Genomic DNA, 13,078 nt, shown 5'->3' with positions numbered 1-13,078 from the left:
GCCATTCCTGCCCCGGAGGTCCTTCCGTGACCCGAGTGCTCGTCGTCGAGGATGAGGAATCCTTCAGCGACGCCCTGTCCTACATGCTCCGCAAGGAGGGCTTCGAGGTCGCGATCGCCGCGACCGGGCCCGACGGGCTCGACGAGTTCGAGCGCAACGGCGCCGACCTCGTCCTCCTCGACCTGATGCTCCCCGGCCTGCCCGGCACGGAGGTCTGCCGGCAGCTGCGCGGCCGCTCCAACGTGCCCGTCATCATGGTGACGGCCAAGGACAGCGAGATCGACAAGGTCGTCGGGCTGGAGATAGGAGCCGACGACTACGTCACCAAGCCCTTCTCCTCGCGGGAGCTGGTCGCCCGCATCCGCGCGGTCCTGCGCCGCCGCGGCGAGCCGGAGGAGGTCACCCCGGCCGCGCTGGAGGCCGGCCCCGTACGGATGGACGTCGACCGGCACGTGGTCACCGTCGCCGGAGCCAAGGTGGACCTCCCGCTGAAGGAGTTCGACCTGCTGGAGATGCTGCTGCGCAACGCGGGCCGCGTACTGACCCGCATGCAGCTGATCGACCGGGTCTGGGGCGCCGACTACGTCGGTGACACCAAGACCCTGGACGTCCACGTCAAGCGCCTGCGCGCCAAGATCGAGCCGGACCCGGGCGCGCCGCGTTACCTGGTCACGGTCCGCGGCCTGGGCTACAAGTTCGAGCCGTAAACCGACGGTGTCGCCGAGGCCCGGGGCCGGCCGGAGGTCGGCGCAGCGCCCCGAAGCCGGTGAGGCCCCCAGGGCCGCGCCGCACGAGGGTCGCACGGGGGAGGAGTTCGAGCCGGACCCGGGCGCGCCGCGCTACCTGGTCACGGTCCGCGGCCTGGGCTACAAGTTCGAGCCGTAAACCGCGGACCGTGCCGCCGCTCCCGGTGCGGGCGGCGTGCACGCACACACGAAAGGGCCCCGTCCGCTCCAGCGGACGGGGCCCTTCGTACGTGGTGCTGCGGGCTCAGTGGCCGGCGCTGTGCGAGGGGGAGCCCGACGGGGTGCCCGAGGCCGCGCCCGACGGGGTGCCGGAAGCGGCGCCCGAGGGGGTCGTGGCCGGGGAGCCGGACGGGCTGCCCGAGGGGGCGCCCGAGGCGGCGCCCGACGGGGTGGCGCCGGGGGCGGCGACCGGGGCCTCGGTCGGGCCGAAGCCCGCGTACATGCCGGCGGCCGGGACGACGAAGGCGGAGATCGCCACGTCACCCGCGTTGCTCAGCTGGAAGACGACCGGCTGCGCGTTGCCGTTCTTCACGGCCTCGCCGCCCTCGACCACGGCGGAGGCGTTGCCCTTGCCGCCCAGCACCACCGAGCCGCCGGCCGGCACGGTGACCTTGGCCGCGCCCTCGGCGGGCTTCAGGACGACCTTGCCCTTGCCACCCGGGAGGGTGATGGCGTCAAGCGTCTGCGGCTTGATGCCGCTGTTGAAGAGCGTCGCGGAGACGACGGCCTTCTTCTCCTTCTCGCCCTGGGTGATCACCAGCGCGTTCTGGATCTTGATGTTGCCCTTGGTGACGGCGGCGTTGTCCGGCTTGATCTGGAGCGTCTCCGCGTCCTTGCCTGCACCGCAAGCGGCCAGCGAGGCGATCGAGAACACGATGGCGGTGGCGGCGAGGGCGCCGCGTCGAAGGCTGCGGCTCACGGCGGCGGCAACTCCTTGGACGTACGGAACGGAAGGGTGGGCAGTCTCGGAGCGGCCGAGGTAAAGCCGCCCTAAGGGTGTGTCAGCGCGCTTAGGTTACCGAGCCGCCGCCCCGCCCCCGCACCCGACCCTCCGCAGCGCACGGGCCGCCCTGCACCCGCCCCGCGATCTTGCATTCCGCCCGCGGTCCGGCCGGCGTTCGCACCGCGCTTCCCCGGCCCTTCCGGCCACCCTTCCGCTCGGCACTTCCCGTGCCGTTCATCTGCTGATCATGTGCCGCCCGCATATCCCCCTCCGGCCTCCCGGTGATCAATTCCGGGATTCCTTCGAACGGCCCTCCGTGATCAATTTCCGATTGGGCCTGAACCGCTCCGTACGGGTGGTCGCCAGTCGAACGGAGTAGTTCGGTTTCCCGGCTTCGAAACCGGCAAAACGGGACGTACATCACACTGACGGGACCCGCGCCCGGGTGTAGCGTGGCCGTTTCGCCCGGTCCGCACAGCGCCTCCGACCTGCGAATACCCCCCTCCGGAAGCTCTTCGCAGCACGTTCCTGTCGCTGTTGTCAAGCCCCGAGATGTGCCCTGACCTGCGAAAACGCCATTCATAACAGTCAGTTCTCGTGTTACCCTGGATAGCCACGGAAGGGGTACCTGTCACATGACGTTCAAGGTTGGCGACACCGTGGTCTATCCCCATCACGGGGCCGCGCTGATCGAGGCCATCGAAACTCGCCAGATCAAAGGCGTGGACAAGACCTACTTGGTGCTCAAGGTCGCCCAGGGCGACCTGACGGTTCGTGTGCCTGCGGACAATGCGGAGTTCGTCGGCGTTCGCGACGTAGTCGGCCAGGACGGGCTGGACCGGGTCTTCGAGGTGCTTCGTGCACCGTATGCCGAAGAGCCGACGAACTGGTCCCGGCGCTACAAGGCAAATCTGGAGAAGCTCGCTTCTGGCGATGTCATCAAGGTCGCCGAAGTGGTGCGTGACCTGTGGCGTCGTGAGCGTGAGCGCGGGCTTTCCGCGGGCGAGAAGCGCATGCTCGCGAAGGCGCGCCAGATCCTGGTGAGCGAGCTCGCGCTCGCGGAGAACACCAACGAGGACAAGGCAGAGGCCCTCCTCGACGAGGTTCTCGCGTCCTGACGCGGGAAATCCTTCACACAGTTGTGCCGCGGTGCCCGATGACATGCCCTCTCCTCCACGAGAGGGCTGTTGCCGGGCGCTGCGGCATGTCTGTACCCACACCTTTTCTGCACTTTTTCCACCGGCGTGCCGGGTCCTGACAGCCTGCTCGACCGGTCGTCACGGAAGGGGCGAGGGCGTCGCACCCGGCACCCTTCAGGCCATACCCATGTCGGCCGAAGTCACAAACCTGGCTCGGAGCTACTGATGTCTGACGAATCGCGCCCCCACCGCACCGCCGCGGTGATCCCGGCCGCAGGCCGTGGGGTACGCCTCGGCCCCGGAGCCCCCAAGGCCCTGCGGGCCATCGGCGGCACCCCCATGCTCATCCACGCCGTCCGCGCGATGGCCCGCTCCCGGGCCGTCTCCCTCGTGGTGGTCGTGGCCCCGTCCGACGGCGCCGCTGAGGTGCGCCGGCTCGTCGACGAGCACGCGCTGCCCGACCGGACCGAGATCCTGGTCGTCCCCGGCGGCGAGACCCGCCAGGAATCCGTGAACGCCGGCCTCGCCGCGCTCCCCGCGGACGTCACCTCCGTCCTCATCCACGACGCGGCCCGCCCGCTCGTCCCCGTGGAGACCGTCGACTCCGTCATCGAAGCCGTACGCGACGGCTCGCCCGCCGTGGTGCCGGCTCTGCCGCTGGCCGACACCGTCAAGGAGGTCGAGCCCGGCAAGCCCGGCGAGGCCGAGCCGGTCGTCGCCACCCCCGAGCGGGCCCGGCTGCGCGCCGTACAGACCCCGCAGGGCTTCGACCTCGCGACCCTCGTACGGGCGCACGAGGCCATCGCCGTCAACGGCGAGGGCGCCACCGACGACGCCGGAATGGTGGAACAGCTCGGCGTCACCGTCATGGTGGTCCCCGGCCACGAAGAGGCCTTCAAGGTCACCCGCCCGCTCGACCTGGTCCTCGCCGAGGCCGTACTCGCCCGCAGGAGGGCCACCGATGCCTACTAGCCCCGCAGCTTCCGCCGCCCCGCTGATCCCGCTCGTCGGGATCGGCACCGACGTGCACGCCTTCGAGACCGGGCGCGAGCTGTGGTGCGCCGGGCTGCTCTGGGAGGGCGAGGACGGCCTCGCCGGGCACTCCGACGGCGACGTCGCCGCCCACGCCGCCTGCGACGCCCTCTTCTCCGCCGCCGGCGTCGGCGACCTCGGCGCGCACTTCGGCACCTCCCGCCCCGAGTGGTCCGGCGCCGCCGGCGTCACCCTCCTGGCGGAAGCCGCCCGCATCGTCCGCGCCGAGGGCTTCGAGATCGGCAACATCGCCATCCAGGTGATCGGCGTACGCCCGAAGATCGGCAAGCGGCGCGAGGAAGCGCAGAAGACCCTCTCCGCGGCCGCCGGAGCCCCGGTCTCCGTCTCCGGCACCACCACCGACGGCCTCGGCCTCACCGGCCGCGCGGAAGGCCTCGCCGCCATCGCCACCGCACTGGTGTACCGGACGAATCCCTAGACCGGACCACACCGCTTCGGCAACAAAGCACCCCCGCGCCCCGAAAGGGTCGCGGGGCACTGCTACAGGCCCACTACCCTGGATGCCGTGACTATTCGCCTGTACGACACCAGCGCCCGGCAGATCCGCGACTTCACCCCGCTCGTTCCGGGCTGCGTCTCGATCTACCTCTGTGGCGCCACCGTCCAGGCGGCCCCGCACATCGGGCATGTCCGCTCGTACCTGAACTTCGACATCGCGCGCCGCTGGTTCACCTACCGCGGCCTCGACGTCACCTTCATCCGCAACGTCACCGACATCGACGACAAGATCATCTTGAAGTCGGGCGACCAGGGCCGCCCGTGGTGGTCCATCGGATACGAGAACGAGCGCGCCTTCAACGACGGCTACAACGCGCTGGGCTGCCTCCCGCCCACCTACGAGCCGCGCGCCACCGGCCACGTGCCCGAGATGATCGAGATGATGCGCGGCCTCATCGAGAGCGGCCACGCCTACGAGGCCGACGGCAGCGTCTACTTCGACGTGCGCTCCTTCCCCGGGTACCTGGAGTTGTCGAACCAGAACATCGACGACCTGCGCCAGCCCGCCGAGGAGGGCATCACCGGCAAGCGCGACCCCCGCGACTTCGCCATGTGGAAGGCCTCCAAGCCCGGCGAGCCCGACTGGGAGACCCCGTGGGGCCGCGGCCGTCCCGGCTGGCACCTGGAGTGCTCCGCGATGGCGCACAAGTACCTCGGCAGCGCCTTCGACATCCACGGCGGCGGACTCGACCTGATCTTCCCGCACCACGAGAACGAGATCGCCCAGGCCAAGGCCTTCGGCGACGAGTTCGCGAAGTACTGGATGCACAACGCCTGGGTCACCCTCTCCGGCGAGAAGATGTCGAAGTCGCTCGGCAACTCCGTCCTCGTCTCCGAGATGCTCAAGGTCTGGCGCCCCATCGTCCTGCGCTACTACCTCGGCACCCCGCACTACCGCTCGATGATCGAGTACAGCGAGGAGTCGCTGCGCGAGGCCGAGTCCGCCTTCGCGCGCATCGAGGGCTTCTACCAGCGCGTCATCGAGAAGGCCGGCAAGACCGTCGACCCGGCCTCCGAGGTCCCGCCCGCCTTCGCCGAGGCCATGGACGACGACCTGGGCGTGCCGCAGGCGCTCGCCATCGTCCACACCACGGTCCGCCAGGGCAACAGCGCCCTCGCCGCCGACGACAAGGACGCCGCCATCGCCCGGCTGTCCGAGGTACGGGCCATGCTCGGCGTCCTCGGCCTGGACCCCCTCGACCCGCACTGGGCCGGGGAGTCCGACCGCGGCGAGGACCTCCACGGCGCCGTCGACACCCTCGTACGCCTCGTCCTGGAGCAGCGCGAGTCCGCCCGGGCCCGCAAGGACTGGGCGACCGCCGACGCCATCCGCGACCAGCTCCAGCAGTCGGGCCTGGTCATCGAGGACAGCCCCACGGGACCGCGCTGGTCGCTCGGCCCGCGCTGAGCCCCCGGCACGCGGAGCAGTCCGACTGTGCCGCCCGGGGCTCCGGGCGGCACACTCTTCATACGTACATATCGCAGCATCAACGAAAACAGGTAGAGGTCATGGCCGGGAACAGCCAGCGCAGGAACCGCCGCACGTCCAACAAGAAGGGCGCCACGGTCGGCAGCGGTGGCCAGCGGCGCAAGGGCCTCGAAGGCAAGGGCCCCACGCCCAAGGCCGAGGACCGCAAGAAGCACAAGGCGAACCGCATCGCGGGCGCCATGGCCCGCCAGGCCGCCAAGCGCCGCCCCGCCCCCCGCCGCGGAGGCCCCAAGGGCACCAGCGAGATGGTCGTCGGCCGCAACCCGGTCTTCGAGGCGCTGCGCGACGGCGTCCCCGCCACCACCCTCTACGTCCAGCAGTTCATCGACAACGACGAGCGCGTGCGCGAGGCCCTCCAGCTCGCCGGCGAGCGCGGCAACATCAACCTGATGGAAGCCCCGCGCCCCGAGCTCGACCGGATGACCAACGGGCTCAACCACCAGGGCCTGGTCCTCCAGGTCCCGCCGTACGAGTACGCGCACCCGGAGGACCTCACGACCGCCGCGTACGACAACGGCGAGGACCCCCTCATCGTCGCCCTCGACGGCGTCACCGACCCGCGCAACCTCGGCGCGATCGTCCGCTCCGTCTCCGCCTTCGGCGGCCACGGCGTGGTCATCCCCGAGCGCCGCGCCGCCGGCATGACCGCCGGTGCCTGGAAGACCTCGGCCGGCACCGCCGCCCGCACCCCGGTCTCCCGCGTCACCAACCTGACGCGCGCCCTCCAGGACTACAAGAAGGCCGGCATCACCATCGTCGGCCTCGCCGCCGAGGGCACGCACACGGTCAACGACCTCGCCGAGCTCGCGGGCCCGGTCGTCATCGTCGTCGGCTCCGAGGGCAAGGGCCTCGGCCGCCTCGTCGGCGAGAACTGCGACTACCTCGTCCGCATCCCGATGCCGGGCGGCGCCGAGTCGCTCAACGCCGGTGTCGCCGCGGGCGTCGTGCTCTACGAGGCGGCCCGCCGCCGCGCGACGACGCCCCGCACCTGAGCTCTGCCGAATGGCCTACGCGCCGTGACCCGTGAGCGTGCCACCCCGCCCGTTTCGGGCGGGGTGGCTTGATCTTGACGGGTCTCGGACACATCCCTGCTGTCAAGGCAGTGTCCTAAACACTGATCACTCGGTTAGATGAGTGTGGACACCAGAACGTCAGGGTTCGACGACCAGCCCGCGCTGAGCATGGTCAAGGTGCCGTGCGACCCCGCACAGGTCATCGTCAACCACGCCAGCTTCCGCGTGCGGCTCGCACCGAGCCCGAGCGCGCGTTCCAAGCCCGCGAACGGCCCCGGCCGCGTGCCCGTCCTCGGCGGCGCCGTGGTCGCCGCCGCTGCCGGCGCAGGCCGCCGCCGGGCCCCCGTCGTCTGGAGCGGCAAGTCCGCCCCCGGCGACACCGCCGCCATGGGCGGGCTCCTCCAGGCCGTGCGCGAACACGGGCGCGGACACGACGAGTTCGACGGCGGCGCCACCCAGACCATCCCCCGCGTCGACCTGGCCCACGACCTCGCCGAGGACACGCTGGCCACGCCGACCGTCATCGGCCAGCGCACGTACGGAGCCGCGGACGAGACCCGCCCGCTGGCCGCCGTACGCGACCTCCCGTACGACCCCCGGTACGCGGGCGGCGGGGGACCGTACGACGGCCTCGACGGCGGACCCGGCGCCGACTCCCGCCGCAACCCCTCCGACACCCGCGGGCAGGCCTCGTACTACCCCGGCCGCCGGATGAACCTCGGCGTCGTGCTGCTCCCGCTGCGCGTCTTCCTCGGCTTCATCTGCATCTACGCCGGCATGGGCAAGCTGTGCGACCCCGTCTACTTCGACGGCGGCGAACGCGGCTCCATGGTCACCTGGCTCCGCACCCTCCACCCCTGGGCGCTCGCCGAACCCCTGCGCGACTTCGCCCTCGCCCACCCCGTCGGGGCCGGGCTCAGCGTGGCCTTCCTCCAGGTCATCGTCGGCGTACTGACCGTCCTGGGCCTGTGGCAGCGGTTCGCCGCCTGCATCGGCGCCCTGCTGTCGGCCGCCCTGCTGATGACGGTCAGCTGGAAGACCGTCCCCGCCTACGACGCCCCCGACATCATCTACCTCGCCGCCTGGAGCCCGCTGATCATCGCCGGCGCCCCCGTCTACTCCCTCGACGGGCGCCTCGCCGGCGAGGCCTGGCGGACCCTCGGACCGCGCTCCGAGATCTGGCGGCTGCGCCGCCGCGTCCTGCGCCGCGGAACCATCATGGCCACCGTCGTCTGCGGACTCACCCTGCTCATCGGCTCGCTCCTCGGCGGCGCCGTCCGCTCCACCACCGTGGTCACCGTCCCCGGACCCGGCCAGGCCCCCAGCAACTACCTGCCCGGCTCCCCGCTCCCGCAGGCCCCGGCCGACAAGCAGCAGCGGCCGCAGCAGCAGCCCGCCACCCAGCAGCCCTCCAAGACGGCCGAGCCCAGCGCCAGCGCCTCGGCGCCGGCCGCCAAGTCCGGGCGCGGGGGCACCGGTTCCACCGCCAAGGAGACCGCGGGCACCGGCTCGCAGTCGCCGACCGCGACCCGCGGCTCCGGCAACGGCCAGAACCCGGGCAGCTCGCCCAAGCAGTCCACCCCGAAACCGCCGTCCTCCAGCTCCGGCAGCGGAGGCGGCAGCGGCGGCGGGGACGCGCCGGCGAAGAAGCCCGGACTGGTCGGCGGCCTCCTCGGCTGACGACGGTACGGAGAGGGGCCCGGCGCACCGTGTGCGCGCCGGGCCCCTCTTCGGTGCTCTCCGGTGTTCTCCGGTGCTCTGCCGCGCGAACGGCCTCAGGAGCCGCTCTGGGCGGCCAGCTCCCGTGCCGCCTCGGTCAGGTCCTTCGCCGTGTCGATCGCCCGCCAGTAGGCCCCCTGCGGCAGCGGGAAGCCCGCGAGCCGCCGCTCCCGCGCCAGCCGCGGGAACGTCGTACGCTCGTGGTCGCCCAAATCCGGCAGCAGCGCCGCGAATTCGGGACCGAAGACGTACACGCCCGCATTGATCAGGTACGGCGACGGCGGCGACTCGATGAAGTCCAGCACCTGCCCGAACTCGTTGGTCTCCACCGCCCCCCACGGGATCCGCGGCCGGGCCAGCGCCAGCGTCGCCGTCGCCCCCCGCTCGGCGTGGAACTCCGCCATCTCGCGCAGCGAGAACCGCGTCCAGATGTCCCCGTTCGTCGCGTACCAGGGCCGGTCCGGGTACGGCAGATGGCGAGCCGCGTACTTCAGCCCGCCACCGCGCCCCAGCGGCTCCTCCTCCACCACCGTGGTCACCCGCAGCGGCAGGTCCGCCTTCGCCAGCCAGTCCTGGAGCACCTGCGCGAGATGCCCGCACGACACCACCGCGTCCGTCACCCCCTCGGCCGCCAGCCAGGCCAGCTGGTGCCCGATGATCGGCACCCCGGTTCCCGGGATCTCCACCATCGGCTTCGGCCGGTCGTCCGTGTACGGACGCAGCCGCGAACCCTGGCCGCCCGCCAGTACGACCGCCTGAACGGGCGCCTGAACGAGGGAGGCCGGGTACGCGGCCGCGGAATCGGAAGAGCGGGACACGGGGGGTACGTCGGTCATGGCCGCCAGAGTAGAGGCCCCGAGGCGGGGGAGAACGGCGACGCCCGGCAGCCGTCAGCCCATCGAGGCGACGCCGGTCGCGTACGCGGTGTCGCAGACGGGACGCGCGAAGGACTGCGCCTTCGTCGGGCCGTACACGTCCACGGCGGCCCGCCCCAGCGCCCGCGCGATCCCCACGCAGTGCTCGGCCAGCGACGGGCGCCGGTCCACCTCCTGCTGAAGGTGCGTCAGGACGTCGCCCGGCGCCTCGCCCTGCTGGAGCTCGCCCAGCAGCTTGTCGCGCAGCACGTCCTGCGCGGCGCGCGGCTTCGCGGGGACGGACACGTCCTCGGCGGAGGCGGTCAGGATCTGGGAAGGCGTGTTGTCCGCCCAGGGGACCATGGTGACCGCGAGGGTCCCGGACAGGACCAGGACGACGGGCAGGACCAGGGCGAGGGAACGGCCGATACGGCGGGCAGTGTGGGTCACGAGGGCGAGAGTAGCGCTCGGTGAAGATTTGGCGACATTTAGTCACCCGGTCGGGGGATGGTTCGACGTGGCTTTTCGAATTAAGGGTTGACGACTGGGCCCGAATGGCCCGGTCTGCCCCGGATGGCGGACGCGGACGGGGACGCGGACGGGGACGCGGACGGGGGCGCGGACGGGGGCGCCCCGGGAAGGAGCGCCCCTGTCCGTACCCACTCGCGCACCGGGTCAGTCGGAGAGCCGCTCGCCCGACGAGGTCGAGAAGACGTGGATCTCGCCGGCCCGCGGCACCACGCGCAGCGTCGAGCCCTTCTCCGGCACCTGGCGGCCGCCCACGCGCACCACGATGTCCTGCGCGCCCTCGGTCTCGGTCGTGCGGCCGTAGACGTAGCCGTCGGCGCCGAGCTCCTCGACGACGTTGACGGTGATCGTCAGGCCGCCTTCGGTGCCGATGTCGAAGTGCTCCGGGCGCACGCCGACCGTGACGGTGCGGTCGCCCGCGTCCGCGGCGGCGGACAGCGCCTCGCGCGACACCGGGACCACGCTCTCGCCGAACTTCACGCCGCCGTCGGCGATCGGGACCTCGACCAGGTTCATGGCCGGGGAGCCGATGAAGCCGGCGACGAAGAGGTTGGCCGGGCGGTCGTACATGTTGCGCGGGGTGTCGACCTGCTGGAGCAGACCGTCCTTGAGGACCGCCACCCGGTCGCCCATCGTCATGGCCTCGACCTGGTCGTGGGTGACGTAGACGGTGGTGATCCCGAGGTCGCGCTGGAGCGCCGCGATCTGGGTGCGGGTGGACACGCGGAGCTTGGCGTCGAGGTTCGACAGCGGCTCGTCCATGAGGAACACCTGCGGCTTGCGCACGATGGCACGGCCCATGGCGACGCGCTGGCGCTGGCCGCCGGAGAGCGCCTTCGGCTTGCGGTCGAGGTACTGGGTGAGGTCGAGCATCTTCGCCGCGTCCTCGACCTTCCTGCGGATGGTCGCCTTGTCCTCGCCGGCGATCTTGAGCGCGAAGCCCATGTTGTCGGCGACGGTCATGTGCGGGTAGAGCGCGTAGTTCTGGAACACCATCGCGATGTCCCGGTCCTTGGGCGGCAGGTGCGTGACGTCGCGGTCGCCGATGCGGATGGCACCGCCGTTGACGTCCTCCAGGCCGGCCAGCATGCGCAGCGAGGTGGACTTGCCGCAGCCGGAGGGCCCGACGAGGACGAGGAACTCGCCGTCCTCGATGTGCAGCTCCAGCTCGTCGACGGCGGGCTTGTCGCCGCCGGGGTACAGCCGGGTCGCCTTGTCGAAGGTGACAGAAGCCATGGTGATGAATCCCTTCTACCGGCAGGAACGTGCCGGACGATCCGAGTGGAAGGTCTAGTCCAGTAATCAGGACTCCGCCCGACGCTACCCCCGGATCCCCGTCCTGTCAGCACCCCTGCGGCGGTGACTTCCGCCTCTGTCGGAGCGTTCGCAGAGGCACCCGTGGGAGGGACAACGTGATGGCCCGGGGGATGGGGCGCTGTGTAAAGTGAGGGCGGTTACGCCTCCTTAGCTCAGTCCGGCCAGAGCAACGCACTTGTAATGCGTAGGTCGTCGGTTCGAATCCGACAGGGGGCTCCGTCCCAGGCCGGAGGGTTTCCGGTCGAGGGAATCGGATGGAAGGGGAAGGCCCCGGATCCTTGTGGTCCGGGGCCTTTCGTGTGCGTGCGGAAGGGTCAGTGGCGGCCCGAGATGCGGTTGGCCAGGCGGGCCAGGGGGGTTGTGGTCGGGGTGTGGGTCGCCGATTCGTGGCGGTCGGCCTCGCGGTAGGCCGCGTAGAGGGCCTGGACGCCGATCCAGCGGAAGGGCTCCGGCTCCCAGCGGCGGACGCGGTGGTTGACCCAGGGGAGGGCGGTCAGGTCGGAGCGTTCGCCCAGGACGAGGTCGCGCAGCGTGCGGGCCGCGAGGTTCGAGGTGGCGACGCCCGAGCCGACGTAGCCGCCGGCCCAGCCGAGGCCCGTCGTGCGGTCCAGGGTGACGGTGGCGCACCAGTCGCGGGGGACGCCGAGGACGCCCGACCAGGCGTGGGTGATCTCCACTCCCGTGAGGATCGGGAAGAAGGACGTCAGGAGCGCGGTCAGGGAATCGATCGTCGACTGCTGCGTGGTGCCGTCCGTGTCCGTGCGGGAGCCGAAGCGGTACGGGACGCCGCGGCCGCCGATCGCGATGCGGTCGTCCGCGGTGCGCTGGGCGTACATGTAGGCGTGGGCCATGTCGCCGAGGGTGCAGGCGTCCGACCAGCCGATGCGGGACCACACCTCGGGCGGCAGCGGGGCCGTCGCGATCATCGAGGAGTTCATCGGGAGCCAGGAGCGCTTCTGGCCCTTGAGGGCGGCGGTGAAGCCCTCGGTGCAGCGCAGGACGTACGGGGCGCGGACGGTGCCGTACGGGGTGATGGCCCGGCGGGGGGCGATTTCGGTGACGGGCGTGGATTCGTGGATGACCACGCCGAGGCGTTCGCAGGCGGCGGCCAGCCCCTTGACCAGCTTGAGGGGGTGGATGCGGGCACCGTGCGGGGTCCAGCTGGAGCCGACGGCGTCGGCGATGTCGATGCGGGCTCGGGTGTCGGTGGCGTCGTAGAGCTCGCGGTCGGTCTCGCCGAAGGCGAGTTCGGCGGTGTGGAAGGCCTTGAGGCGGCTGAGCTGGGCGGGGGTGCGGGCGACTTCGAGGACGCCGCCGCGGTGGATGTCGGCGTCGATGTCCTCCTTGGCGGCGGTGTCGATGACCTCGGTGACGGTCTCGTTCATGGCCTGCTGGAGGCGGAGCGCGGCCTGGTGGCCGTGGAGTTCGGCGTAGCGGTCGCGGCCGGCGATGCCGTTGTAGAGCCAGCCGCCGTTGCGGCCGGAGGCCCCGTAGCCGCAGAACTTCTGCTCCAGGACGGTGACGCGGAGGTCGGGGGCGGCGGTCTTGAGGTAGTAGGCGGTCCACAGGCCGGTGTAGCCGCCGCCGACGATGACGACGTCGGCCGTGGCGTGGCCGGTGAGGGGGGCGCGGGGTGGCTGCTGGGTGGCGGTGTGGTCCGTCGCGTACCAGAAGGAAATGCCGCCGTTGATCGTCATGGGGAGTTGGTACAGGGCGTTCCGGATGGGTGTCCAGGTACCGGATGCCGGGTTTTGGGGTGGGAGAGGTGGCCTTTTGGCT

Annotated in this window: 12 protein-coding genes and 1 tRNA gene; 8 read left to right on the top strand and 5 right to left on the bottom strand. The window is 71.5% G+C overall.

The features are described 5' to 3' along the window. Positions 1-26: 26 nt before the first annotated feature. The gene (locus IF02_RS0114865) at positions 27-707 is read left to right on the top strand and encodes a response regulator transcription factor (protein WP_007265514.1); all 681 of its coding nucleotides are present in this window, start codon (positions 27-29) and stop codon (positions 705-707) included. Between the two features lie 283 nt (positions 708-990). Here IF02_RS0114865 and IF02_RS0114855 read toward each other — a convergent pair whose 3' ends face one another. Next, positions 991-1,665, bottom strand: coding sequence for a hypothetical protein (locus tag IF02_RS0114855; RefSeq protein ID WP_030157046.1), 675 nt, complete (start codon positions 1,663-1,665; stop codon positions 991-993). Positions 1,666-2,324: 659 nt separating this feature from the next. On the opposite strand from IF02_RS0114855, the gene IF02_RS0114850 reads away from it, so the two are divergent. The 6 genes from IF02_RS0114850 (at position 2,325) to IF02_RS0114825 (ending at position 8,561) form a co-directional block, all read left to right on the top strand. Next, a complete protein-coding gene (locus IF02_RS0114850) occupies positions 2,325-2,807 on the top strand; it encodes a CarD family transcriptional regulator (protein ID WP_003953493.1) in 483 nt (160 codons plus the stop codon). A gap of 246 nt (positions 2,808-3,053) precedes the next feature. Continuing rightward, entirely contained in the window at positions 3,054-3,800 is a 747-nt protein-coding gene (gene ispD, locus IF02_RS0114845; protein ID WP_030157033.1) for a 2-C-methyl-D-erythritol 4-phosphate cytidylyltransferase, read from the top strand. Next, the gene (gene ispF / locus IF02_RS0114840) at positions 3,790-4,299 is read left to right on the top strand and encodes a 2-C-methyl-D-erythritol 2,4-cyclodiphosphate synthase (protein WP_030157032.1); all 510 of its coding nucleotides are present in this window, start codon (positions 3,790-3,792) and stop codon (positions 4,297-4,299) included. Before ispD ends, ispF begins: the two co-directional genes overlap by 11 nt. 87 nt (positions 4,300-4,386) lie before the next feature. After that, on the top strand, positions 4,387-5,787 hold the full coding sequence (gene cysS, locus IF02_RS0114835; protein ID WP_030157030.1) for a cysteine--tRNA ligase: 1,401 nt from the start codon (positions 4,387-4,389) through the stop codon (positions 5,785-5,787). A gap of 101 nt (positions 5,788-5,888) precedes the next feature. Beyond that, positions 5,889-6,860 (top strand): 23S rRNA (guanosine(2251)-2'-O)-methyltransferase RlmB, encoded by a 972-nt coding sequence (gene rlmB / locus IF02_RS0114830; RefSeq protein WP_030157029.1) that lies wholly within the window; start codon positions 5,889-5,891, stop codon positions 6,858-6,860. A gap of 138 nt (positions 6,861-6,998) precedes the next feature. After that, a complete protein-coding gene (locus IF02_RS0114825; protein WP_030157027.1) occupies positions 6,999-8,561 on the top strand; it encodes a DoxX family protein in 1,563 nt (520 codons plus the stop codon). Positions 8,562-8,656: 95 nt separating this feature from the next. On the opposite strand, the gene IF02_RS0114820 is transcribed toward IF02_RS0114825, so the two are convergent. The 3 genes from IF02_RS0114820 to IF02_RS0114810 all read right to left on the bottom strand — a co-directional run bounded on the left by IF02_RS0114820 (position 8,657) and on the right by IF02_RS0114810 (position 11,218). Continuing rightward, positions 8,657-9,436, bottom strand: coding sequence for a nucleotidyltransferase family protein (locus tag IF02_RS0114820; protein WP_078622097.1), 780 nt, complete (start codon positions 9,434-9,436; stop codon positions 8,657-8,659). A gap of 54 nt (positions 9,437-9,490) precedes the next feature. After that, entirely contained in the window at positions 9,491-9,904 is a 414-nt protein-coding gene (locus IF02_RS0114815; RefSeq protein ID WP_030157024.1) for a hypothetical protein, read from the bottom strand. A gap of 225 nt (positions 9,905-10,129) precedes the next feature. Further along, positions 10,130-11,218 carry an ABC transporter ATP-binding protein gene (locus tag IF02_RS0114810; protein ID WP_030157022.1) on the bottom strand — a complete coding sequence of 363 codons (1,089 nt, stop codon included), beginning with the start codon at positions 11,216-11,218 and terminating at the stop codon, positions 10,130-10,132. Positions 11,219-11,440: 222 nt separating this feature from the next. Between IF02_RS0114810 and IF02_RS0114805 the strand changes: the two genes are divergently transcribed. Continuing rightward, positions 11,441-11,515, top strand: a tRNA-Thr gene (locus tag IF02_RS0114805). Between the two features lie 98 nt (positions 11,516-11,613). Here the strand turns inward: IF02_RS0114805 and IF02_RS0114800 are convergent. Then, complete coding sequence (locus tag IF02_RS0114800; RefSeq protein ID WP_030157021.1) at positions 11,614-12,996, bottom strand: NAD(P)/FAD-dependent oxidoreductase; 1,383 nt, start codon at positions 12,994-12,996, stop codon at positions 11,614-11,616. Positions 12,997-13,078 lie beyond the last annotated feature (82 nt).

This window comes from Streptomyces sp. NRRL S-244, from assembly GCF_000717915.1.
In the GTDB taxonomy this organism is placed as follows: Bacteria; Actinomycetota; Actinomycetes; order Streptomycetales; family Streptomycetaceae; genus Streptomyces.
Note: the sequence above shows the minus strand (reverse complement) of the source record. Positions and strands in the feature narration are given on the sequence as shown.

What these genes read in the sequence shown, in the direction of transcription:
- IF02_RS0114850 (WP_003953493.1), top strand. Translation starts at nt 2,325, where the DNA reads ATGACGTTCAAGGTTGGCGACACCGTGGTCTATCCCCATCACGGGGCC.
- ispD (WP_030157033.1), top strand. Translation starts at nt 3,054, where the DNA reads ATGTCTGACGAATCGCGCCCCCACCGCACCGCCGCGGTGATCCCGGCC.
- ispF (WP_030157032.1), top strand. Translation starts at nt 3,790, where the DNA reads ATGCCTACTAGCCCCGCAGCTTCCGCCGCCCCGCTGATCCCGCTCGTC.
- rlmB (WP_030157029.1), top strand. Translation starts at nt 5,889, where the DNA reads ATGGCCGGGAACAGCCAGCGCAGGAACCGCCGCACGTCCAACAAGAAG.
- IF02_RS0114825 (WP_030157027.1), top strand. Translation starts at nt 6,999, where the DNA reads ATGAGTGTGGACACCAGAACGTCAGGGTTCGACGACCAGCCCGCGCTG.
- IF02_RS0114820 (WP_078622097.1), bottom strand. Translation starts at nt 9,436, where the DNA reads ATGACCGACGTACCCCCCGTGTCCCGCTCTTCCGATTCCGCGGCCGCG.
- IF02_RS0114810 (WP_030157022.1), bottom strand. Translation starts at nt 11,218, where the DNA reads ATGGCTTCTGTCACCTTCGACAAGGCGACCCGGCTGTACCCCGGCGGC.
- IF02_RS0114800 (WP_030157021.1), bottom strand. Translation starts at nt 12,996, where the DNA reads ATGACGATCAACGGCGGCATTTCCTTCTGGTACGCGACGGACCACACC.